Genomic DNA, 22553 nt, shown 5'->3' with positions numbered 1-22553 from the left:
AAAAGAATGACAAAACGTACAGTATATTGCGGGTTAGTAAATGAGACCCATTTAAACCAGACAGTGACACTAAAAGGCTGGGTGCAAAAGCGCCGTGACTTAGGTGGCGTGATTTTTATTGACTTGCGCGACCGGGAAGGGATCGTGCAAATCGTCTTCAATCCTGAGGTTTCGAAAGAAGCCTGGGAAATCGCGGACAAATGCCGCAGCGAATATGTATTAGAAGTAACAGGTCAAGTAATCAATCGTGCACCAGAAGCCATCAATCCGAAAATGGTGACAGGTGCCTATGAAGTGATGATCAGCGAAATCACGATTTTAAACACTGCAAAAACACCAGCCTTTTTGATTGAAGATGATCAAACCGTTGGCGACGAGATTCGCATGAAATACCGTTATTTAGACTTGCGTCGTCCAAAAATGACGAACAACATCGTGATGCGGGCGAAAACGACGCAAGTGATCCGCAATTTCTTAGACACGAACGAGTTCTTGGATATCGAAACACCTTATCTAGGAAAATCAACACCAGAGGGCGCGCGGGATTATTTGGTTCCTTCACGGATCTATCCAGGTCATTTCTATGCGTTGCCGCAATCACCACAAATTTTTAAACAGTTATTGATGGGCGCCGGCTTCGATCGCTACTATCAAATCGTACGTTGCTTCCGTGACGAAGATTTGCGGGGCGACCGTCAACCAGAATTTACCCAAGTCGATATCGAAACCTCTTTCTTGACGGCAGAAGAAATCCAAACCTATACGGAAGAGCTATTGGCAAAAGTGATGCGAGAAGTCAAAGGCATCGAAGTTACCTTGCCATTCCCACGGATGACCTATGATGAGGCAATGGGACGCTACGGCAGTGACAAACCAGATACACGGTTTGACATGGAGCTTATCGACTTATCAGAAGTTGTGAAAGACGTTGATTTTAAAGTCTTCCAAATGGCTCTTGAAAAAGGCGGCGTTGTGAAAGTCTTGAATGCCAAAGGGGCTGCAGACAAATACTCAAGAAAAGACATGGACAATCTAGGCCATTACGCTGGCCAATTTGGTGCCAAAGGATTGGCATGGGTCAAAGTTGAAGAAGATGGATTGAAAGGACCGATCGCTAAATTCTTGACGGAAGCAACCGACGCGATTATTGCAGCAGCCAATGCGGAAGTTGGCGATATTCTGATGTTTGGTGCCGATTCCTTTGAGATCGTTTCAGCGACGTTAGGTGCGATCCGTAATAAATTAGGAAAAGAATTAGGCTTGATCGACGAGAGCAAATTCAACTTCCTATGGGTTACTGACTGGCCGCAATTTGAATACGATGAAGAAGCAGGTCGCTATGTTTCTGCTCACCATCCGTTCACATTGCCAAAAGAAAGCGATCTGCCGTTGTTAACGACAGACCCTTCAAAAGTCTATGCGCAAGCCTACGATATCGTGCTAAACGGTTACGAGCTAGGTGGCGGATCATTGCGTATCCATACACGGGAAGTGCAAGAGCAAATGTTTGAAGCGCTAGGCTTCTCACGTCGCGAGATGCAAAATCAATTTGGCTTCTTATTGGATGCTTTGGATTATGGTTTCCCACCACATGGCGGCATCGCCCTTGGGTTAGACCGATTAGTCATGCTCTTGGCTGGTGAAGAAAACATTCGCGAAGTCATTGCCTTCCCTAAAAATGGGAAAGCGGCTGATCCAATGTCACAAGCGCCAAGTACCGTTTCGCCAATGCAACTGTTTGACTTGAGCATTGATGTAACAACGGTTGAAGAAAACGAATAAGCGTTAAACCCATGATGAAATGAGTGATGAAATAGAAATTGGTGAATGAATGAAAAAAGTTCATGAGAATTCACCCATTTCTTTCATTGCTCGTTTCTTTTTTTATGAGCTGAAGTATAATAAAGGCAAATCAAAAAAGTGAGGCTATGAAATGCAATGACTCCTCTGTTTAAATGGCTCCCTCATCCGGAATATGCCAACAAACTTTCATTCTCGATCGTGTACGCACTGCTGGCATCGATTGCGGTCAATTTTTTCTATCAGCCGGGCAACATTTATTCCAGCGGCATTACCGGTGTCGCTCAGATCATTACTACGATCTCAAGAGAATGGATCGGATTTTATATCCCCTTATCCCTTGCGCTATTATTGTTGAATGTGCCATTATTTTTTCTTGGCTGGTTTAAGATCGGCCACAAATTTACGATCTTTACTGGAATCACTGTTTTATTGACATCCTTATTCGTGCAAATTTTGCCAGAAGAAACCGTCACGACGGACCCGATGATCTGTGCGATTTTCGGTGGTGCCATCAATGGAGTGGGGATCGGCTATGCCTTGAAGAATGGTCTTTCTTCCGGAGGGCTGGATTTTGTCAGCATTGCCATCCGCAAACGGACAGGGAAGACGATCGGCTCGATATCGATTTTCTTTAACATTGTTATTTTGTTCGCCGCCGGAATCTTGTTTGGCTGGCAATATGCGTTGTATAGTGCAATCGCGATTTTTGTCAGTGGAAAAGTGACGGATGCGGTCTTTACGAAGCAAAAGAAAATGCAGGTGACGATCATCACTCGCAACCCAGAAGAAGTCATTCAAACGATCCAAAAACATATGCGGCGAGGCATTACCATCATCAATGAAGCCGAAGGAGCCTACAAGCATGACAAACAAACGGTTTTGCTGACGGTAGTCACACGCTTTGAACTGCCGATGCTGCGCAGTGCTATGAAAGAAGCCGATCCAAAAGCCTTTGTTAGTATTGCGGAAAATGTCCAGATTTTGGGTCGGTTTTATGAAGAAGAACTGTAAAAAAGGAGTTGAAAAAAGTATTTCTTTATAGAAGTACTTTTTTTTCGCCAAAAATTAATTTTTTTGAAATATAGCAGATGTTGCTAGCTTTATATGGGGGATTTCTGGTAAATTATGAGAGTATGGAATCAATAGCGTTCATGCTGAAATTGTTTTTTTATGAAACAATTGGATCAATTAGAGAAAAGTGGTTGAAAAATGAATAAACGTTTAAGCACAAGCCGCTATATTACCGGGTTTGACGGCATTCGAACCTTGGCAGTCATCGGCGTTATTTTATATCATTTACTACCTACTCATATGCGAGGCGGGTATTTAGGAGTTCCAGTATTCTTTGTCGTATCAGGTTATTTAATCACTGACTTGCTGAGGCAAGAGTGGGATCAAAACGGCAAAATCAAAGTCAAAGATTTTTATGTTCGGCGGATGAAACGGCTCTATCCAGGAATGGTGGTGATGCTGCTTATCTCAGCAGCGTATATCACTTTGTTCCAGCGAAACCTGCTGAATAATTTGCGCGGGGTTTTTGTTAGCTCGCTGCTGTATTACAACAACTGGTGGCAGATCAATCATGGGTTATCCTATTTTGATCGGTTCGGCAATGAATCCCCCTTTACCCATCTGTGGTCACTGGCTGTGGAGGGACAGAACTATCTGATTTGGCCTTTAGTGTTTATTTTGTTGATGAAAATCGGCAAGCAGAGGCATCGCGCCTTTAAATTTACTGCCGCAGTCACGATTTTATCGGCAATTCTGTTAGCGGTCCTTTACACACCAGGCGCTGATCCGACACGGGTCTATTATGGAACAGATACGCGGCTCTTTTCGATCTGGATGGGGAGTGCCTTAGCATTCATTTGGCCAAGTACCCACTTGAAGAAAGAGATACCGCAAAAAGCCAAACGGGTCTTAAATATCTCTGGTTTTGCTTCCTTGGCTGGTCTGATCGCAGCGTTCTTTTTCTTAGATGATCATTTGACCTTTGTCTATTATGGCGGCATGTTCTTGATCAGTATCCTATGTACGATTCTTGTGGCAGTCACCGCTCATCCCGGAGCCAGTTTGAATCGTGTATTGAGTAATCCGATTTTCAGTTATATCGGCAAGCGCAGTTATGGGATCTATTTGTATCAATTTCCAGTGATGATATTTTACGAAGCAAAAGTGGGAAATATCGGTGAGAACGTGCTGATGCACACGTTAGTGGAACTATTCTTGATCTTGTTTATCAGTGAATTGTCCTATCGGTTTATCGAAAACCCAATGCGTAAATTCCAGTACAAAGATACATTCAGAACGGTCCGCGGTTGGTTCAGTAAACCAATTTTTAGTTGGAAAAAACCGTGGTTAGTGCCCAGCTTACTCATTACCCTCGTTGCTTTGTTTGGTGTCGTGACCGCACCGACAAATTATGTCGATGCCCAGCAGCAGCAGTTGAAAGACAACATTGCGGCCAATAAAAAAGCGGCAGAGCAATCGCAAAAGAATGCGAACGCTGAAGGCAATGAAGCAGACGATGAGGCGAACACGAGTGAAGATGAAAAAAATATCATGGAAAAGTATGATTTAACAGCAGCCCAAGTGAAAAAAGCGGAATCTCTTGAAATCACGGCTTTTGGTGATTCTGTGATGCTGGATGCAACGGCTGACTTGAAAGAAGTCTTTACCCAAGCGGTAGTTGATGGGGATGTTGGGCGCCAGCTGTATGCGAGCCCTGAATTGATCAAAGACTTGAAAGAAAAAAATCTTTTGCGGGATACCGTCCTTGTGGGGCTAGGGACGAATGGTTCCTTTACAGAAGCCCAATTTGACAGTTTTATGAACGAGATCGGTGATCGCAAAGTCTACTGGATCAATGTACGGGTACCGACACAGCGTTGGCAAAATGAAGTCAATCGGATGTTGGAGCGCATGGCGGAAAAATACGACAATATGACCTTGATCGATTGGTATGATTTGAGTAATGATCAAGAGTCCTGGTTCTATGAAGATCGGGTCCATCCAAATCCAGACGGCATGGATCAATACGTGAAGCTAGTTGCCCAAACGATTTTACAAGAGGAATAAACAAGAAAAAGACAAACCTTATGCAATCATAAGGTTTGTCTTTTGTCTTAAACGGTATTTTGTAAGAGCATCGTTTTTTTAATCCTTTTCTATCACCGTTAACAAAGACTCAAATAAAATCGCACTAGAAGCCGATCCGGGATCGATATGACCGATGGCACGTTCACCAACATAAGAGGCACGGCCTTTTTTAGCCACTAGTTCTTTGGTATGCTCTTTCGCTGCTTCGATCGTGTCTTTGGTCAATTCACCTTTTTTCAAGGCTTCTGCGACAGGTTGCCACACATCGACCATCGTTTTGTCTTCAAACTCAGCTTTTCCCCGCATTTTGATGCCGGTCAAGCCTTCTTCAACGATCGTACCTAATTGTTCAAAGGAGTCGATCGTTTCTAGTTCCTTCGTTGCTTTGGTCATATTCATAAACGCTGAACCATAAAGGGGACCCGAAGCACCGCCGACTTTTGAGATCATTGCCATCGAGAAGACTTTAAAGGTATCACTGATCGTCGTTGGCTGTTGCTTGGCATAAGCTTCTTGATAAGCGGCTACGCCGCGTGCCATATTGTTGCCATGGTCACCGTCGCCGATCGGTGTATCTAGATCGCTCAAATAGGCCTTGTTTGCTTCGATTTCTTTCGTGAAGGTATCTAACCATGCTTGCACCGTTTCTGTTGTCAATTGCATCTCTATTCGCTCCTTTACCAGGCTATTGTTGTGACGGCTTCATTTAACGCATCGGTGTGATCCGTTTCGCTGAAGTCGATCAAGGTCAGTGAAAGTCCCTGCATATCGATGGAAGTCATGAAATTGCCGACTTTATGGAAGGAGACAGGGATGTCTTTTTCTGCGAGTAATTTCGCGACATCATTGGCAAAAACGAATAACTCCATTTGCGGCGTACCACCCATACCGTTGATCAAGACACCGACTTTTTCTGGGGTCTTTTCATAATCCGCCAAGATTTTTTCCACCAACTCTTTTGCTAGTTCACGTGAGGGTTTCAGTTTTTCTCGACGGTAACCAGGTTCGCCGTGGATACCCACGCCATACTCGATCTCATCATCGGCTAAGTCAAAACCTGGTTTCCCAACTTCAGGAACTGTTGCCGCTTTTAATGCGACCCCAATGGTTTTGATCGATGCAACCAAGGCATCGCCCAGTGTTTTTAATTCACTTAAGCTGGCACCACTACGTGCAGCTGCGCCTAAAATCTTGTGGACTAAAACCGTACCGGCAACTCCTCGTTTCCCAGCAGTATAGGTGCTATTTTCAACAGCGATATCATCATCAACGACCACGATCTCCGTTGTGATCTCTTCCATTTCTGCCATATCTTTGGCCATCTCAAAGTTCAAGATATCGCCAGTATAGTTTTTGACGATCAACAAGACGCCTTGTCCTTGATCAGAATCTTGGATAGCCGTCAAAATCTGGTCGGGGGTCGGGGAGGTGAAGACATCGCCTAAAACGGCGGCGCTAAGCATCCCATCACCGACAAAGCCAGCATGGGCCGGCTCATGTCCGCTCCCACCGCCAGAAACAAGACCGACTTGTTCTTTTTGATTATTCTTAGCGATCACCCGTGAGTCGGCGACTTGATGGACCAGTTCAGGATAACTGCCTACGATACCAGCCAACATTTCTTCTACGATCATTGAGGGATCATTAATGATTTTTTTCATGCTTCATGCCATCCTTTCTCGGCTGCTTTTTTTGCTTCTGCAACGATTTGCGCCAAATCATCACTAAAACCAGCGGTGATTGCTGCAGCAAAGGCACCTTCCACCAGCGGCGCGTCGATCAGGTGATAGCGTTCTTGTTGCTGAGGTTCCAGCATGTCGTAAGCAAGTTCGGCATTCAAAACGGCACTGCCTAGATCGGCAAAGACTAAGATCAGTTCAGCATCTGCGGATTCGTTGACGGCATCCACGATTTTCGTGGCGTCAGAACCCAGCTCTCCTTCTGCTGTCCCGCCTAAAGAATAGATCGTGACTGACTCGCCATCAGCCATTTCTTCGATCATCTGTTTTAATCCTTCGGTGAGTTGCTGACTGTGAGAAACGAGTAAAATACTTTTTTTCATCCAATTTCACCAACACTTTCTGATTAAATTTGGCTGTTTGACAAGGGGGTTGCCTTTTCCAAAGAAACACCGTCCTTGTTGAAACCGCCTACAGGTTCAGTATACCAAATTTCTTTCTTCTTGTATGGTTGCACCTATGGAGAGGACAAAAAAACCGCATCGTCTTTCTGGATAAAGAAAGACGATGCGGCAGAATTGGTTAGGATTGTTTAACAAGCATTTTGGCTGAAAAGCGCTTCGTTAGGAAAGAAAGCCCCACGTACAGGCAGATGTTCAATGCCATCATGCCAAGGAAGTAAGGCAATGTTACGGAGGTCAAGAAACCGACTTCCAGCAATCCGTGGAAAAGCATTGCTGCGACATAGATCCCCACGGTAGTGGTAATCGCTAAGAACAATCGCAATGGATTTAATGGCAAGCAAGCGCGAATCACAGCGATACAGCTGATCCCGATCAACAAATAGTACAACAAGGTCGTCGTATCAAATTGCGACCAACCGTAGTCGGTTTGTAAAAAGCGGATCGCAAAGTAATTGACTAACACCAACAAGGCATTTGGCAACGCATTGAGCAAGACTGTCGGCAAGTAACGACCTTTGATCGGTGCTTTGTTTTCTTCAAAGGAAAGGAAGAAAGATGGATAACCTTCAATTGCTAAGTCGATCAATGTGATTTGGATCGGCAAGAACGGAAAGGCGCTGGATGTCAGGATACAAACCAAAGAGAGCAAGAAGCTGTAAATCGTCTTGATAAAGAAGATTCCCGACGCTTTGGTCACGTTATTGACGACGCGGCGTCCTTCAAATAAAACATCTGGCAACGTAGTAAAGTCAGAATCCAATAAGACAAAGTTAGCGATTTGACGAGCCGCACTGTCGCCAGCAGCCATTGCAATGCTGACGTCGGCTTCCCGTAGTGCCAACACATCGTTGACGCCATCACCCGTCATGGCAACGGTCCGTTGATTGGCTTTTAATTCTTGAACGAGTAGTTTCTTTTGTTCAGGAGTCACACGACCAAAGACCGTATAGCGTGTCGCAGCTTCTCGGACTTCTGCTTCGGTCGTTAAGGTAGAAAGATCGATGGCTTGATCGGCATTCGCTAGGCCTGCACGATGGGCGATCGCTGCGACAGCTATTGGATTATCGCCAGAGATCACTTTTAGATCGATGCCTTGATCCGCTAAGTAAGCCAAGGTTTCTTCTGCGTTTTGGCGGATGATATCGGATAAAATCAAGACAGCCACCGCTTGTGCGTTGGTTGGGTCAAAGGATGTTGGCGTTTTTGGATCAGTTTCTACGGCTAAAATCAACACCCGTAGACCAGCTTCTTGCGCTTCTATGACTTGCGGCAAGGCAGCAGAGCCGGCGACTTTTTCAGGTGCACCAAGATAGACATTTCCTAGATGTTCAAAAGCCACAGCACCCCATTTGCGCTGTGAAGAAAAGGCAGCGACGTCGATCGGCTGATGATCCGTTAGCTCAGGACAGCCTTGACGCAATGCTTGCATCGTCAAATTGTTATCCGTACTGGCTGCCAAATAATTCCCTAAGAGCATGTTAGGGTCGCTGTCGGCTTGGAGAGGAACGATCGATTCGAGAACCATATGGCCTTCCGTCAACGTCCCCGTCTTATCCAGACAAAGGGTATCGACATGCGCTAAGGTTTCAACGGCATACATGTCTTGGACCAAAATCCGTTTTTTTGCCAATTTAATGACACCTGTCGTCAAGGCGATACTGATCAGCAGGACAAGTCCTTTTGGTAACATTCCTAATAAGGCAGCGGCAGAAACGACGACGGATTCCTTGATCCCAGCATCTCGCATCATAAAGGCTTGGAAGAACAAAATCACCCCTAAAGGAACGATTACATAGCTGGTGAATTTGGATACACTACGGATCGAAGCAAGCAGCTCAGAGCGGATCGGTTTGTGGACCTTTGCCTCATTGCTTAGTTTCGCTGCGTAGTTTTCTGCACCGACATGAAGGACTGTTCCTGTCATTTCACCGCTGACGATGAAACTCCCTGAGAGTAAGGAAGCACCTGCTTCTTTGACAACCAGATCGGCTTCACCAGTCAGCATCGCTTCATTGACTTCGACTAGTCCAGAAAGCACCGTCATATCAGCGGGGATTTGGTCCCCAGCACCAAGAATAACTACGTCCTCTAAGACCAATTCTTTGGCTGAAATCTCATGGATTTGGGCATCTCGAATCACTCGTACCGTTTGCGGTGAAACAAGTGAGAGTTTTTTTACTAAATTACGCGCGTGCAATTCTTGGCTGATCCCAATGGTGATATTCACAAAAATAATCGCTAAGTAGAACATGTTGGAATAGGCGCCTACGGCAAATAAAAAAACGCCAATCAATAGATTGAGAAAATTGAATAATGTCAGTAAATTGTCTTTGATGATCGCAGCAGTTGATTTACTGGTTTTTGTTTCATAATCATTGTGCAACCCCTCTTGGGTTTTCTTGGCGACTTCTGCTGCAGTCAAGCCGGTGGGTAATTGAGTCATAAGCATCTCCATTTCATTTGTTCATTTCTTTCTAATTCCTTTATCTAGTCTAGCATTCGAAAAAGGCAATGCAATCGTTGCGAGGAAAATAACGATAAAATTAATTAAAATCTTAAACAATCAACACGTGTTCTTTTAAAGAAAGAAAAAAACGGGGGGAACAAACCGCACCATCGACTTTTTTCAGGTGCTTACGTATAATAGGGGAAGAGAAAAAGCCGAGAAGCAGATGCTTAGCGGACAAAAGAGGGTAGCGTGCATGTCTTTAAAAGAAAAAATTATTGCAGAAAGCAAGCGGCTTGGCATCGACAAGATCGGGTTTGCTTCAGCGGAGCCGTTTTTGGCATTGGAGCCTTCCTTGCGGGAACAAAAAGCCAAAGGCCATACGTCTGGTTTTGAGCATCCTGTGATCGAAGAGCGTATCTATCCTGAACGGACATTTGAAAATCCGCAAACGATCATTGCGATCGCTTTAGCTTATCCGACAAAAATCAAAGAGAAAGTCCCGCGGGATGAAAAACGCGGCATGTTTGCCCGTGCCTCGTGGGGCATCGATTACCATGATATTTTGCGAGAACGGTTGGATCGCTTAATCGCCTTTATCAAAGAACAAGCGCAAACGATGGAAGAACAAGTCGAATGGCGTTTCGCACCACAAGTCGATACAGGGGAATTGGTGGATGTGGCGGCAGCGCAGCGGGCGGGTCTTGGCTTTATCGGTCGTAATGGCTTGCTGATTACGGAAGAATTTGGTTCGTTTGTTTATCTAGGGGAGATCGTCACCAATATCTCTCTCGAACCAGATGAAGAAGTCCCGTTTGGTTGTGGTGATTGCATGCGTTGTGTGACGGCTTGCCCCACCAAAGCGTTATTGGGCGATGGTCGAATGAATGCCCAGCGCTGTTTGTCCTATCAAACCCAGACGAAGGGTATGATGCCAGAAGAGTACCGCAAAAAGATGCATAACGTGATTTACGGCTGCGATATTTGTCAGCTGGTCTGCCCTTATAATCGGGGGAAAGACTTCCATTTTCATCAAGAGATGGAGCCTGAAGTCGATACCGTTTATCCAAAACTGCAACCGATGCTGTCTTTATCAAACAAAGCCTTCAAAGCACAATTTGGCCATCTATCTGGCTCTTGGCGGGGGAAAAAACCGTTGCAGCGTAATGCCATCATCGCCTTAGCCAATGTGGGAGACCGCAGTGCCTTGCCAGCGATTTGGCGCTGTGCGACAGAAGACGTGCGCCCAGTGATTCGAGGAACGGCTTATTGGGCCATTGGCCAGTTGGGCGTCAAAGAACCAGAAATGTGGTTAGAGCGACTGCAACGGTGTGCAGAGTTAGAACCCGAAGAAGAGGCGCTACAAGAATTGCAGCCTGCCATCGAACGATTGCAAGCAGTCATTACCAAAAAGCAGGAAAAAGAGCTATAAAAAAAGCAAAACGAGCCCGGGGCCGTTTTGCTTTTTTATTTAATCTAGTACGTCATCACTTTCAACGATTTCTTCTGAATCCAGTTCAAAATCAGGTGCTGGATGCACACGTTCAGGCAGTTCCATTTCTAACTCGCCGTCTTCTGTATACTGATTGTCGGTATCGGCAACGTCAATTAAAATTTCTTCAGGAAGCTCTTGTTCTAACCGATAGCCTTCTGCATGACGCGCATCGAGTAATTCCAAAAGATATTGCCACTCGTCTTTCGAGATCACTACAACGTCAATGCCGTCTTTGTTTTGTACCTCCACAACAGAGGAAAGATCGGTGCCGACCGTTTTAATGATCGATTCCAACGACCATTTACTCGTTTCTAAGTCAATTTTTTGTGCCATAAGAATTACTCCTTTTTGTGAAAAATTTTGTCCTACCTTAATTGTAACGGGAAAGTTGTAGAAAACAAAATAGCTTGATTGGGAATCGTCGCTGATATGCGCAAGAACATTTGCACAGCGGCTTTAACCAAGGTAAGATAAGAGCAAGAAGGGAAGGAATAAAAATGACAGAAAAACAGACATTTCATGTGAATGGGTATTTAGCACTGGTTGTGCTAATCGGGTTATTAGTTGGCGGCGGTTATTTGTTTTATCATGGGTTCGTAAATGAGAGCGTTCTCGAAATCGTTCTCAGTATTCTTTTATGGATCGTTTCGTTTCTTTTCCTTAGTTCGTTAACGATCGTACAACCCAACCAAGCCAAAGCGATCCTCTTTTTTGGGCAATATTTAGGAACCATTAAAGACAACGGCTTGTTTGTGACAACCCCATTAACCCAAAAAATCAATGTTTCATTGAAAGTCCGCAACTTTAACAGTTCGCTGTTGAAGGTCAATGATTCAGACGGAAACCCGATCGAGATCTCGGCAGTGGTGGTATTTAAAGTTGTAGATACCGCTAAAGCATTGTTTGATGTCGATTATTACCAAGACTTCATTGAGATCCAAAGTGAAACAGCGATTCGTCATATTGCGACGCAATACCCTTATGACACGTTCAATGACGATGATCTGACGTTGCGAGGCAATACAAGTGAAGTCTCGGAGGAGCTGGCAAAAGAATTGCAGGAACGATTAGCTGTTGCTGGGGTCGAAGTCATAGAGACCCGCTTAAATCACCTCGCGTATGCGACTGAGATCGCTAGTGCGATGCTGCAGCGCCAACAAGCTAAAGCAATTTTATCAGCACGGCAAATCATTGTTGAAGGAGCCGTCTCCATGACACAAATGGCGTTAGAACAAATCGAAGACGGACAGGACATCAATTTCACAGATGACCGCAAAGTCCAACTGATCAATAATTTATTGGTGTCGATCATTACCGATAAAGGCACTCAGCCGGTGATCAATACGGGCGATGTCAAAGAGAAAGGAGTGTAGCATTTGAAGAAACTTTACATCAAACAGAAGGTTTTCAGCATCGGCGAAAAATTTACCGTGACCGATGACTTACAAAACCCTCGCTATTATGTCGAAGGCAGTTTTTTTAAGATCCCGAAAAGTTTTACGATCTTCAATGAGCAGCAGCGACCGATCGCGGAGATCACCAAAAAAGTGTTCAGTTTATTACCGAAATTTTTTGTGGAAGTCCACGGCCAAGAAGCGATCGTTTTAGAAAAACATTTCACATTTTTTAAAGCCCGCTATTCCATCAGTGCAGAAGGCATCGATGTGGACGGCAATTGGTGGGATATGGATTTTGTGGTCAACCGCAATGGCAAGCGAATCGCAGAGATTCACAAAAAATGGATCTCTTGGGGCGATACCTATGAAGTTGTGATCTATGAAGAAGATCTAGATGACCTGATCATTGCATTAGTGGTAGCCATCGATCGCGTCAAAGCAGATGATGCCGCAGCGTCAAGTTCAGCAAGTAGTTAGAAAAAAAGGAGCGATGTGCATGTTATACGGTTCGATTGAAGCAGGCGGCACAAAATTTGTGTGCGCCATTGGCGATGAAGAAATGACGATCAAGGAAAGAGTGAGCTTTCCGACAACGACACCTGAGGAAACAATGCCTTTAGTCATTGGTTTCTTCAAACAATACCAAGCAGATTTAGCAGGGATTGGGATTGGCTCATTTGGGCCTATCGATATCCATCGTGATTCTGCCACTTATGGGTACATTACCTCGACCCCGAAATTGGCATGGCAAAATTTTGATTTCATCGGTACCATGAAAAAAGAATTTCCGATCCCGATTTCTTGGACAACAGATGTCAATGCGGCTGCCTATGGTGAGTATGTCTTCGGCAGTGGCAAAGGATTAAGCAGTGTCGTTTACTATACGATCGGTACAGGTGTTGGCGGCGGTGCCTTACAAGAAGGGCGCTTTATCGAAGGGTTTAGTCATCCAGAAATGGGGCATATGCTGGTCGTCCCTCATCCAAAAGATGACTTTTCTGGCAGCTGTCCATTTCATGGCAACTGTTTAGAAGGGATGGCCGCTGGACCCGCCATCGAAAAACGCTTAGGGAAAAAAGGACAAGAGGTTGCAGAAGATGATCCTTATTGGGAAATCGAAGCCTCCTATATTGCTCAATGTGCCTACAATACAACTTTGATGTTTTCTCCAGATGTGATCATTTTTGGCGGTGGTGTGATGAAACAACGCCATATGCTGCAAAACGTCCATGACGCATTTGCAAAATTGGTCAATGGGTATGTCGAAACACCTGAGTTAAGCAAATATATCGTGACCCCAGCATTGGAAGACAACGCTGGAACGCTCGGTTGTTTGGCATTGGCTCGAGAAGCGGTCTTACATTCATAAACGAAAAAACGGATCATACTCTTCGGGTATGATCTTTTTTTACAGCGTATCAGTGGCGCTTTTGGCGACTTTTTGTATACTTAAGCTGAGGTGGAAAAGAATGAAATTAGCTGTTCGAAAAAGAAAAATCGGGAATATTCCGGTCTTAGAAGTCGTACCAGAAGAAATGATTTATGAACCGCTGCCATTGATTACTTACTATCATGGTTGGCAGACGAGCAAAGAATTAGTGTTGACACAAGGCAGAAAGTTGGCTAGAGAAGGTTTTCGGGTGGTCTTGCCAGATGCAGCCAATCATGGGGAGCGCAAGACCCAGCTATCGGAGATTCCTTCTTTAACTTTTTGGCAAAGTATCCAAACCAATCTATTTGAGTTTTCTTACTTAGTCGATTTTTTTGAAAATCTTGGTTTGGTCAACGGTCAGATCGCAGTTGGCGGTGTCTCCATGGGAGGGATGACCACGTGTGGTTTATTGTGCCAGCATCCAGAAATCACAGCGGCAGCTTGTATCATGGGTTCTCCTTCCATGTTGAAATACCGTGACCGCATCCAAATGCACGCCGGCGCTGCTGGGTTCTTTGTACCCGAGGATTATGGTCAGCTTTTAAGCTGGATGGATGCTTACGATCTGTCTTCTCAACCAGAGAAATTAGGACAGCGTCCCCTTTTATTTTGGCATGGTACCCAAGACGAGAAAATTCCTTATGCTGATGTGGAAGCCTTTGTGGCAGAAAATCCAGAAGCAAATCTGCAGTTTATCTCGCGAGAAGAACGCCATCTGGTGCGTGGAGAAACGATGGATCAAGTCACAGCTTTTTTCGTGGCAGAGCTCAATAAAACCAATCCATGACACTGTTTGCTCAAAGAAAAAGATTGTGTGAAAAGGTACAAGCATAAAACTCGTTTTTTGTCACGTGATAACCTATACTGTAGGGTGCAAAAAAAGGAGGAATTGGTTTGACATACCGCGTTTTATTATTTTATAAATATACAACAATTGAAGATCCGGAAAGCTTCGCCAAGGAGCATTTAGCATTTGGAAAAGAAATTGGCATCAAGGGCCGTATTTTAGTAGCCAATGAAGGGATCAATGGCACGCTTTCTGGAACGGTTGAAGCAACAAATCGCTATATGGAAAAAATGGAAGCTGATCCCCGTTTTAAAGGGATTTTTTATAAAATCGATGAAGTAGAAGAACATGCGTTTAAAAAGCTATTCGTTCGTCCGCGCAAAGAATTGGTTTCATTGAACCTGGAAGATGACATCGATCCATTAGAAATGACTGGAAAATATTTAGATCCTAAAGGGTTCAAAGAAGCTTTGTTAGATGAAGATACCGTGGTGATCGATGCCCGTAACGATTATGAATATGACTTAGGCCATTTCCGGGGAGCCGTTCGTCCCGATATCCGCAGCTTCCGTGAGTTGCCGCAATGGATCATCGATAATAAAGAAAAATTTATGGATAAAAAAGTCGTTACTTATTGTACTGGTGGTATCCGTTGTGAAAAATTCTCAGGCTGGTTGCTGCGAGAAGGCTTTGATGATGTGGCCCAACTTCATGGTGGTATCTTTGCTTATGGGAATGACCCAGAAGTTCAAGGCGAGCTTTGGGATGGCAAAATGTACGTCTTTGATGAACGCATTAGTGTGGAAATCAATCATGTGGATAAAAAAGTTATCGGTCGCGACTGGTTTGATGGCACACCTTGCGAGCGCTATGTAAACTGTGCCAACCCAGAATGCAATCGCCAATTTTTGACTTCTGAAGAAAATCAAGCTGCCCATTTAGGTGCCTGTAGCTATGATTGTGCCATCCACGAACACAACCGTTACGTGGAACAACATGGGATCACAGAAGCGGAAAAAGCTGAACGGCTAAAAAACTTTGCAACAAACAATGAAACAGTCACTGCCTAAAACGACAACTGTTTCACAGGAAATAATTGAATAGAAGGGTCGCACGTGAGTCCGAAAACTGGTTTCGCTCAGTCAAGTTTTCAATCTTCCGTGCGACTTTTTGAATGGACAAAATTGGAAACGACCGTTTTTTAATTATCTGAAAAATCTAACTATTCCAATTGTTCTTTTTTCTTTCCTATCGAGAAAAAACGCAAGGCTCTCGCATATTTCACGATTTTAGAGTAAACTATACCTAATTGTGGAAGAGGAAAGAGGAATTCAGATGAAAATTGTTATTGCTGGTGCAGGTGCTATGGGCAGCCGTTTTGCTATTATGCTAAAAAGAGGCGGAAATGACGTCACGTTGATCGACGGCTGGCCGGCGCATATCGAAGCGATCCGTGAACACGGATTACGAGCGAACTTAAACGGTGAAGAGATCGCAGTCCCTTTTTCGATCTATTCGCAAAATGAGATCCCAACGACTGTACAAGCAGACTTGATCCTGGTCTTTACTAAAGCGATGCAACTGGATCAAATGATGCAAACGATCAAACCGATGATCGGAGAGCAAACGAAAGTCTTATGCTTATTAAACGGGATCGGTCATGAGGACACGATTGAAAAATATGTCAGCACGGATAAAATCTTTTTAGGAAATACCATTTGGACGGCGGACTTGATTGGTCCTGGTAATGTTCGCTTGTTTGGGGATGGTTCTGTAGAACTGCAAAATATCGAACCGGGCAAAGAAGAAGATGCCCGTCAATTAGCGGCAGTCTTGGCTGATGCTGGGTTAAATGCGTCTTATTCTGAGAACATTCGCTACTCCATCTATCGCAAAGCCTGTGTCAACGGCACACTAAATGGTTTGTGTTCGATTTTAAATGTGAATATTGCTCAATTCGGACAAACCTCAACGGCGCGTGCGATGGTCCAAACGATTGTGGAAGAATTTGCGGCAGTTGCTACCCATGAATCTGTTGAACTGGATGTATCCGAAGTAGTCCACCATATTGAGGAAACCTATGATCCAGAAGGCATCGGAATGCACTATCCATCCATGTATCAAGATTTGATCAATAATCATCGCAAAACCGAGATCGATTATATCAATGGCGCAATCTCACGAAAAGGCCGCAAGTACCAAGTGCCAACGCCTTATTGTGACTTTTTGACTCAAATGATCCATGCCAAGGAAGATATTTTAGCAGCAGAATAACCTAAGTAAATATGGTCTTAAAATGAAAAAACGGCGTATCCTTTTAGGGTTCGCCGTTTTTGGTTCATTTATTGAAAATGTGTTGTAGAGTGTATTCAAAGGTGACGCTATTTAGCAGGCAGATCCGCCATAAACCGTTCACTACCTTGAAATACCGCTAATTGATTGACACCAAAGGAACGCAGCAGATCGCTCATCGCTGCAAAATCTAACCGATAATCACTGGCTTTATGGGCATCAGAGCCGAGGGTGAACAATTTACCCCCGACACTTTGATACAGCGGGATAGCATATTGATAAAGGTGGGCATTTTGATAGGGGCCAAAACTCTTCGCGTTGATTTCCATCGCTAAGTCACGGGCAACGATTTTTTTGAAGATCGTCGTTAACTCTGTTTCAAAATGGGCGGCCAATTCCTCAGCTGTAAATTGGAAACGACGCAAGCCATAATCAAAGTGGGTCACGATATGCCCGTCAGAAAACGAGTCCAACACGTGGGCCATTTGGTCAAAGTATTGTTTGGCGACTGCAAATTTGTCCTTCGTCAACACGGCATCGTCCATATAATCAAAGGTACCGTTTTGATGGATACTGATCAATTTCAAGTCATAAGGATGGCTTTCAAGATAGCGCAAGATTTCTTGTTCTTGACCAGGCACGACACCAATCTCGATGCCTTTTAAGAGTTTCGTCGCTGTGGTCTCTTGCAGCTTCTGGTGGGTATTTACTAGTAATTCATAGTCAGGAATATCATCACGGAATCCCGAATAGGGGTTCTTCAAATCGAAATGATCTGTCGCAACGAAGTAGGCAGGATGGTAAGCTAGATAATTCTCAAACTGTTCATCTGAATCAAAAGACAAAAATGTATGCAGATGTTGATCATAATAATTCATAAACAAGACTCCTTTTCTTGAATACGATACCACAAAAAAGCAGAAGAAACTATGATTGGCTGAGAAAAGGTTTTCTCTTGGGCAATTTTTCGCTTATAATAAATAAGAATAGAGCGAAGGAGTCGGTCAGCCATGAGTATGTATCTTGAAATTCCTGAATTTGAAAGTGAATTTCGTTTTCGAACGTTTCTAAATGATGGTTTGACCATCGTTTATCCCCATGTCCATAAAGAAATCGAGATCATTTACGCTAAGCGCGGCACGGTGAATATTGGTGTTGACGATACGATCATTGAGTTGAAAGAAGGGGATCTATATCTTTTTTCCAGCGGGCAGCCCCACTACTTTCTTGCATCACCTGAGAGTGAACGCTATGTCTATCAATTTGATATGCAGCTTTTTGAAGAGCCGCTGCTGCGAGAAAATGAAGTATCCTTGATGACACTCTTTGAAGAAGGGGAGCCCCACAGCAAAAATTGGCCAGCGAGTTTTACGAAAAAAATAACAGGTCTCTTGATCGAGTTGTATCAGTTGGAAGAGGAAAATGTTGTTGGGAAGCGTTATTTGACTCTCGGGCTGCTTTACCAGTTGATCGGGGAGTGCTATCAAAGCTTGCCAAAGCGAAAACGAGCCGTCAATCCACTAAAACGAACGGCCGCACAATACAAAGAAACCTTGCAGCGTCTGAATGATGTCTTTGAGTACATCGAATCCCATTACCAAGAAGTCTTGACGATGGAGGACACCGCAAGACATGTAGGGTTTAGTCCTCATTATTTCACGCGTTTCTTTAAAACCAATACTGGCAAGACCTTCATGCAGTTTTTGACGGAATACCGTATCAATCAAGCCAAATTTATCTTGGCAAATGAAAAGATCCCGATGGCAGAAGTCGCTGAAAAAGCTGGCTTTGCCAGTGTCAAAACATTTCATCATGTCTTTAAGGAAGCCGTTGGTCAATCACCGTTGCAGTACCAGAAACAATTGAATCAAAATTGATAGAAACAGCCGATGAGCCTGTGCTTGTCGACTGTTTTTTTGTTGATCTGGCACTATTTTTTTCTCGATAGTGTTTTTTTAAGCGCTTTGCATAAATTGTGGAGTGGTTCTTTTTGTTAAAGTTTCATAAGATAATTTTCGGGAATTTTTTCAATGGAAACTGGGAAGAACTGCTTTCGATGTTTCGCTATAATGAGGGGGTAGAAAATAATAAGCGTTTTCAGGAGGAAAGATATGACAGTTAAAGTTGGAATCATTGGGTGCGGTGGGATCGCAAACGGCAAGCACATGCCTGCCTTGTCTCAAGTAGAAGAAGTAGAAATGGTTGCCTTTTGTGATCTGCTGGTTGAACGTGCAGTTGAAGCGAAATCAGCATTTGGGACCGAAGATGCTCAAGTATTCAGCGATTATCAAGAAATGTTGGCACAAGCTGATCTAGATGTGATCCATGTGTGTACACCAAACGCCTCACATGCTGAGTTGACGATTGCTGCACTAGAAGCGGATTGTCATGTCATGTGTGAAAAACCAATGGCAAAAACAGCGGCAGAAGCCAAAGCAATGATCGAAGCAGCCAACCGAACAGGAAAAAAACTCACGATCGGCTACCAAAACCGTTTTAGAAAAGATTCTCGTTATCTTCATGAAGTGTGCGCCGAAGGACAATTAGGAAACATTTATTTTGGGAAAGCTCATGCGATCCGTCGTCGGGCTGTGCCAACTTGGGGTGTTTTCCTTGATGAAGAAGCGCAAGGCGGCGGTCCGTTGATCGATATCGGTACCCACGCATTGGATCTGACCTTATGGATGATGAACAATTACAAACCAAAATTTGTTGTCGGAAAAGCGTATCATGAGTTGTCGCAAACCAAAAATGCCGCAAATGCTTGGGGCCCTTGGGACCCAGAGAAATTCTCAGTAGAAGATTCGGCCTTTGGTTTTGTGGTCATGGAAGATGGCGCAACGATTTTCTTAGAAGCCAGCTGGGCGCTCAACAGCTTGGATGTGAAAGAAGCCAAAACGACACTGATGGGTAGCAAAGCCGGTGCGGATATGAACAACGGTTTGACCATCAATGGGGAAGACCACAGCTTGCTGTATGAAAAAAATATCGAACTTGAAACAGGCGGCGTTGATTTTTATGAAGGAAACGGGGAGACGCCAGAAATTTTAGAAGCACAATCGTGGATCCATGCGATCATCAACGATACCGAACCAGTGGTCAAACCTGAAGAAGCAATGGTCGTGACGGAGATTCTAGAAGCGATCTACAAATCATCGCAAACCGGTGAGCCAGTCTACCTATAAGAACTGCTGGAAGAAAAGGAGCGAGCACAAATGACAAAACCGAAAATCGCTTTACAGCTTTGGAGTATTCAAGAGGACTGCAAGACAGAGCTTTTTGAAGCGTTGAAAACAGTTAAACAAAACGGCTATGACGGTGTTGAATTTGCCGGTTATCATGGACACAGTGCTGCTCAGATCAAAGAAATGCTGGAGCAGTTGGATTTGGCGGTCGCGGCTTCCCATATCCCGTTTGAAGCATTGCGAGATCGTTTTGAAGAAACCGTCGCTTTTGAAAAAACGATTGGCAATCAACGGATCGTCATTCCGTATGCCAGTTTTGATTCTTTGGAAAAATGGCAAGCCTTTGCTGCGGAGTTGACCCAGATCACCCAAAAGTTGCAAGCAGAAGGGCTGACTTGCTACTACCACAACCATGCCCATGAATTTACTGAAGTTGCTGGAGAATCTATGATCGATGAACTGATCAAAGACAATCCGCAACTGCGTTTGGAAGCCGACCTTTACTGGTTAGCCTTTGCAAACGTGGCTGTTTTACCTTGGCTAAAGGAACGCGAAACGAAGGTCGGCTTGGTTCATATCAAAGATATGCAAGAGCAGCCGCAGGAAAGCACCGAGATCGGCAATGGGATTTTACCAATCAAGTCGTATGTAGAAGCAGCTAAAGCATTAGAACTACCATGGTTGATCGTCGAGCAGGAAGCGTTTCAAAAATTCGCTCCTTTAGAAGCCAGCGGGATTGATTATCTGCAATTAAAAAACATCGTAGAGGAGGTCTACCAATGATCCACGTTACGGTATGGAACGAGTTTCGTCATGAAAAAACGAATGAGACCGTCCAAAAAATGTATCCAGAAGGAATCCATGGTCAAATTGCCAAGTTTTTAGAAGAGGATGATTTCCAAGTGCGAACGGCGACCCTTGATGAACCAGAACATGGGTTGACGGAGCAAGTATTGGCTGACACGGATGTGTTGGCTTGGTGGGGCCATATGGCGCATGAAGAAGTCGATGATGCTATCGTTGCTCGTGTGCAGCAGCGTGTATGGGAAGGAATGGGACTGATCGTCTTGCATTCTGGCCACTTTTCGAAAATCTTTAAAACCTTGATGGGAACGTCGTGCGATTTGAAATGGCGGGTAGACGATCAGCATGCGCGGATCTGGAATGTTAATCCAAGCCACCCAATCGCTGAAGGAGTCGGCGAATGGATCGAACTAGAGCAAGAGGAAATGTATGGCGAGCACTTTGATATTCCAGCGCCGGATGAATTGATCTTTGTCAGCTGGTTCCCTGGTGGTGAAGTTTTCCGCAGCGGCTGTACATTCCGCCGTGGGAATGGCAAAATCTTCTATTTCCAGCCTGGTCATGAGACATTCCCAAGCTATTACAATCCCAAAGTGCAAAAAGTGATCCAAAATGCGGCTCGCTGGTGTGCACCAACAGAAAATCGTTACCCAACATATGGGCATTTTCAAGCAATTGAGGAGGAAAGAAAATGAAATTAGGTGTTTTTACCCCGTTATTCAATCAACTTAGCTTTGAAGAAATGATCGATGAAGTAGCGAAAAAAGGGCTCCAAACCGTCGAGATCGGTACCGGTGGTTCTCCCGGCAATGCCCACTTAGACATTGACCGTTTACTAGCAAGTGAAGCAGAGCGAAAAGAATACTTAGCGAAATTAGCTGATAAAGGATTGGAAATCTCAGCTTTGAGCTGTCACAACAACCCAATCTCTCCATTAAAAGCAGAAGCGCAAGAAGCCGATGAACTTTTGCGCAAAACCATCAAATTAGCCAGCTTAATGAATGTACCTGTTGTGAACGGATTTTCAGGCGTTTCAGGCGGAAATGCAACAGATACACAAGTCAACTGGCCAGTATTGCCATGGCCGACGGAATACGATGACAATTATAATTATCAATGGGAACAAAAATTGATTCCTTATTGGAAAGGCATCAACACGGAAGCGGAAGCGGCTGGTGTTAAAATTGGAATCGAACTTCATGGTGGCTTTTTGGCACATACCCCTTATACGATGTTGAAACTGCGGGATGCTGCGGGTAAAGCCATCGGCTGCAACTTGGATCCAAGTCATTTATGGTGGCAAGGGATCGACCCAGTGGCAGCGGTCAAAATCTTAGGGGAAGCCGATGCGATCCATCACTTCCATGCCAAAGATACGTATTTGGATCAAGATAATATCAACATGCATGGCTTGACGGACATGCAGCCATATAGCAATGTCAAAACCCGAGCTTGGACCTTCCGTTCAGTCGGTTGCGGCCACAGCTTACAAGTCTGGTCAGATATTATTTCTGCGCTTAGAATTTATGGGTATGATTATGTCTTGAGTATTGAACATGAAGATCCAATCATGTCCATTGATGAAGGACTGACTCGTGCCATCGGCAACTTGAAGACGATTATGATCCGTGAAGAAGCTTCATCCATGTGGTGGGCATAAGAAGAAAACC

21 protein-coding genes are annotated in these 22553 nt (G+C 44.3%); 15 read left to right on the top strand and 6 right to left on the bottom strand.

The window, feature by feature from the left end; genetic code table 11:
- The first annotated feature begins 6 nt into the window (after positions 1-6).
- From aspS to IGJ26_RS13820, 3 genes are all read left to right on the top strand, one after another.
- Positions 7-1782 (top strand): aspartate--tRNA ligase, encoded by a 1776-nt coding sequence (aspS, locus tag IGJ26_RS13830; protein ID WP_008379543.1) that lies wholly within the window; start codon positions 7-9, stop codon positions 1780-1782.
- A 156-nt stretch (positions 1783-1938) separates the two neighbouring features.
- Positions 1939-2814, top strand: coding sequence for a YitT family protein (locus tag IGJ26_RS13825; RefSeq protein ID WP_005233887.1), 876 nt, complete (start codon positions 1939-1941; stop codon positions 2812-2814).
- A gap of 198 nt (positions 2815-3012) precedes the next feature.
- Positions 3013-4881 carry an acyltransferase family protein gene (locus tag IGJ26_RS13820; protein ID WP_008379546.1) on the top strand — a complete coding sequence of 623 codons (1869 nt, stop codon included), beginning with the start codon at positions 3013-3015 and terminating at the stop codon, positions 4879-4881.
- Positions 4882-4959: 78 nt separating this feature from the next.
- On the opposite strand, the gene dhaL is transcribed toward IGJ26_RS13820, so the two are convergent.
- The 4 genes from dhaL to IGJ26_RS13800 form a co-directional block, all read right to left on the bottom strand.
- Positions 4960-5565 carry a dihydroxyacetone kinase subunit DhaL gene (gene dhaL, locus IGJ26_RS13815; RefSeq protein ID WP_005233893.1) on the bottom strand — a complete coding sequence of 202 codons (606 nt, stop codon included), beginning with the start codon at positions 5563-5565 and terminating at the stop codon, positions 4960-4962.
- A 14-nt stretch (positions 5566-5579) separates the two neighbouring features.
- Entirely contained in the window at positions 5580-6563 is a 984-nt protein-coding gene (dhaK, locus tag IGJ26_RS13810) for a dihydroxyacetone kinase subunit DhaK (RefSeq protein WP_061053301.1), read from the bottom strand.
- The gene (dhaM, locus tag IGJ26_RS13805) at positions 6560-6964 is read right to left on the bottom strand and encodes a dihydroxyacetone kinase phosphoryl donor subunit DhaM (RefSeq protein WP_005228160.1); all 405 of its coding nucleotides are present in this window, start codon (positions 6962-6964) and stop codon (positions 6560-6562) included. Before dhaM ends, dhaK begins: the two co-directional genes overlap by 4 nt.
- Before the next feature lie 199 nt (positions 6965-7163).
- Complete coding sequence (locus IGJ26_RS13800) at positions 7164-9488, bottom strand: HAD-IC family P-type ATPase (protein ID WP_074536790.1); 2325 nt, start codon at positions 9486-9488, stop codon at positions 7164-7166.
- A 259-nt stretch (positions 9489-9747) separates the two neighbouring features.
- On the opposite strand from IGJ26_RS13800, the gene queG reads away from it, so the two are divergent.
- Positions 9748-10923: a tRNA epoxyqueuosine(34) reductase QueG gene (gene queG / locus IGJ26_RS13795; RefSeq protein WP_034872140.1), complete on the top strand. Its 1176-nt coding sequence runs from the start codon at positions 9748-9750 to the stop codon at positions 10921-10923.
- Positions 10924-10962: 39 nt separating this feature from the next.
- Here queG and IGJ26_RS13790 read toward each other — a convergent pair whose 3' ends face one another.
- Positions 10963-11319, bottom strand: a complete 357-nt coding sequence (locus IGJ26_RS13790) for a hypothetical protein (RefSeq protein WP_074536789.1) — start codon at positions 11317-11319, stop codon at positions 10963-10965.
- A 164-nt stretch (positions 11320-11483) separates the two neighbouring features.
- Here IGJ26_RS13790 and IGJ26_RS13785 point away from each other — a divergent pair, with 164 nt between their 5' ends.
- The 6 genes from IGJ26_RS13785 to IGJ26_RS13760 all read left to right on the top strand — a co-directional run bounded on the left by IGJ26_RS13785 (position 11484) and on the right by IGJ26_RS13760 (position 16876).
- Positions 11484-12359 (top strand): SPFH domain-containing protein, encoded by an 876-nt coding sequence (locus tag IGJ26_RS13785; protein WP_008379560.1) that lies wholly within the window; start codon positions 11484-11486, stop codon positions 12357-12359.
- A gap of 3 nt (positions 12360-12362) precedes the next feature.
- Positions 12363-12860 (top strand): LURP-one-related/scramblase family protein, encoded by a 498-nt coding sequence (locus IGJ26_RS13780; protein WP_005233908.1) that lies wholly within the window; start codon positions 12363-12365, stop codon positions 12858-12860.
- Between the two features lie 19 nt (positions 12861-12879).
- On the top strand, positions 12880-13752 hold the full coding sequence (gene scrK, locus IGJ26_RS13775) for a fructokinase ScrK (RefSeq protein WP_430599695.1): 873 nt from the start codon (positions 12880-12882) through the stop codon (positions 13750-13752).
- Between the two features lie 100 nt (positions 13753-13852).
- Positions 13853-14602, top strand: a complete 750-nt coding sequence (locus IGJ26_RS13770; protein ID WP_430599694.1) for an alpha/beta fold hydrolase — start codon at positions 13853-13855, stop codon at positions 14600-14602.
- A 107-nt stretch (positions 14603-14709) separates the two neighbouring features.
- The gene (locus IGJ26_RS13765) at positions 14710-15672 is read left to right on the top strand and encodes a rhodanese-related sulfurtransferase (RefSeq protein WP_074536787.1); all 963 of its coding nucleotides are present in this window, start codon (positions 14710-14712) and stop codon (positions 15670-15672) included.
- 265 nt (positions 15673-15937) lie between these two features.
- Positions 15938-16876, top strand: coding sequence for a 2-dehydropantoate 2-reductase (locus tag IGJ26_RS13760; protein WP_008379573.1), 939 nt, complete (start codon positions 15938-15940; stop codon positions 16874-16876).
- Positions 16877-16983: 107 nt separating this feature from the next.
- On the opposite strand, the gene IGJ26_RS13755 is transcribed toward IGJ26_RS13760, so the two are convergent.
- Positions 16984-17772, bottom strand: a complete 789-nt coding sequence (locus IGJ26_RS13755) for a PHP domain-containing protein (protein WP_074536786.1) — start codon at positions 17770-17772, stop codon at positions 16984-16986.
- A 132-nt stretch (positions 17773-17904) separates the two neighbouring features.
- Here IGJ26_RS13755 and IGJ26_RS13750 point away from each other — a divergent pair, with 132 nt between their 5' ends.
- From IGJ26_RS13750 to IGJ26_RS13730, 5 genes are all read left to right on the top strand, one after another.
- Positions 17905-18771 carry an AraC family transcriptional regulator gene (locus IGJ26_RS13750; RefSeq protein WP_074536785.1) on the top strand — a complete coding sequence of 289 codons (867 nt, stop codon included), beginning with the start codon at positions 17905-17907 and terminating at the stop codon, positions 18769-18771.
- 234 nt (positions 18772-19005) lie between these two features.
- Positions 19006-20079: a Gfo/Idh/MocA family protein gene (locus IGJ26_RS13745; protein ID WP_005228203.1), complete on the top strand. Its 1074-nt coding sequence runs from the start codon at positions 19006-19008 to the stop codon at positions 20077-20079.
- A 30-nt stretch (positions 20080-20109) separates the two neighbouring features.
- On the top strand, positions 20110-20862 hold the full coding sequence (locus tag IGJ26_RS13740) for a sugar phosphate isomerase/epimerase family protein (protein WP_016612870.1): 753 nt from the start codon (positions 20110-20112) through the stop codon (positions 20860-20862).
- On the top strand, positions 20859-21578 hold the full coding sequence (locus tag IGJ26_RS13735; RefSeq protein ID WP_194199220.1) for a ThuA domain-containing protein: 720 nt from the start codon (positions 20859-20861) through the stop codon (positions 21576-21578). The genes IGJ26_RS13740 and IGJ26_RS13735 overlap by 4 nt, the downstream gene beginning before the upstream one ends.
- The gene (locus tag IGJ26_RS13730) at positions 21575-22543 is read left to right on the top strand and encodes a sugar phosphate isomerase/epimerase family protein (protein ID WP_008380360.1); all 969 of its coding nucleotides are present in this window, start codon (positions 21575-21577) and stop codon (positions 22541-22543) included. Before IGJ26_RS13735 ends, IGJ26_RS13730 begins: the two co-directional genes overlap by 4 nt.
- Positions 22544-22553 lie beyond the last annotated feature (10 nt).

The organism is Enterococcus sp. AZ095a, from assembly GCF_050546735.1.
GTDB lineage: Bacteria > Bacillota > Bacilli > Lactobacillales > Enterococcaceae > Enterococcus_D > Enterococcus_D entomosocium.
The sequence above is the reverse complement of the archived record's forward strand: the minus strand, read 5'-3'. Positions and strand labels throughout refer to the sequence as shown.

Bases quoted from the DNA above. Each gene is read 5' to 3' on its own strand.
- IGJ26_RS13785 (WP_008379560.1), top strand. From the start codon at position 11,484: ATGACAGAAAAACAGACATTTCATGTGAATGGGTATTTAGCACTGGTT.
- aspS (WP_008379543.1), top strand. From the start codon at position 7: ATGACAAAACGTACAGTATATTGCGGGTTAGTAAATGAGACCCATTTA.
- IGJ26_RS13740 (WP_016612870.1), top strand. From the start codon at position 20,110: ATGACAAAACCGAAAATCGCTTTACAGCTTTGGAGTATTCAAGAGGAC.
- scrK (WP_430599695.1), top strand. From the start codon at position 12,880: ATGTTATACGGTTCGATTGAAGCAGGCGGCACAAAATTTGTGTGCGCC.
- IGJ26_RS13825 (WP_005233887.1), top strand. From the start codon at position 1,939: ATGACTCCTCTGTTTAAATGGCTCCCTCATCCGGAATATGCCAACAAA.
- queG (WP_034872140.1), top strand. From the start codon at position 9,748: ATGTCTTTAAAAGAAAAAATTATTGCAGAAAGCAAGCGGCTTGGCATC.
- IGJ26_RS13790 (WP_074536789.1), bottom strand. From the start codon at position 11,319: ATGGCACAAAAAATTGACTTAGAAACGAGTAAATGGTCGTTGGAATCG.
- IGJ26_RS13760 (WP_008379573.1), top strand. From the start codon at position 15,938: ATGAAAATTGTTATTGCTGGTGCAGGTGCTATGGGCAGCCGTTTTGCT.
- IGJ26_RS13730 (WP_008380360.1), top strand. From the start codon at position 21,575: ATGAAATTAGGTGTTTTTACCCCGTTATTCAATCAACTTAGCTTTGAA.
- IGJ26_RS13735 (WP_194199220.1), top strand. From the start codon at position 20,859: ATGATCCACGTTACGGTATGGAACGAGTTTCGTCATGAAAAAACGAAT.
- IGJ26_RS13770 (WP_430599694.1), top strand. From the start codon at position 13,853: ATGAAATTAGCTGTTCGAAAAAGAAAAATCGGGAATATTCCGGTCTTA.
- IGJ26_RS13820 (WP_008379546.1), top strand. From the start codon at position 3,013: ATGAATAAACGTTTAAGCACAAGCCGCTATATTACCGGGTTTGACGGC.
- dhaL (WP_005233893.1), bottom strand. From the start codon at position 5,565: ATGCAATTGACAACAGAAACGGTGCAAGCATGGTTAGATACCTTCACG.
- IGJ26_RS13800 (WP_074536790.1), bottom strand. From the start codon at position 9,488: ATGACTCAATTACCCACCGGCTTGACTGCAGCAGAAGTCGCCAAGAAA.
- dhaK (WP_061053301.1), bottom strand. From the start codon at position 6,563: ATGAAAAAAATCATTAATGATCCCTCAATGATCGTAGAAGAAATGTTG.
- IGJ26_RS13750 (WP_074536785.1), top strand. From the start codon at position 17,905: ATGAGTATGTATCTTGAAATTCCTGAATTTGAAAGTGAATTTCGTTTT.
- IGJ26_RS13755 (WP_074536786.1), bottom strand. From the start codon at position 17,772: ATGAATTATTATGATCAACATCTGCATACATTTTTGTCTTTTGATTCA.
- dhaM (WP_005228160.1), bottom strand. From the start codon at position 6,964: ATGAAAAAAAGTATTTTACTCGTTTCTCACAGTCAGCAACTCACCGAA.
- IGJ26_RS13745 (WP_005228203.1), top strand. From the start codon at position 19,006: ATGACAGTTAAAGTTGGAATCATTGGGTGCGGTGGGATCGCAAACGGC.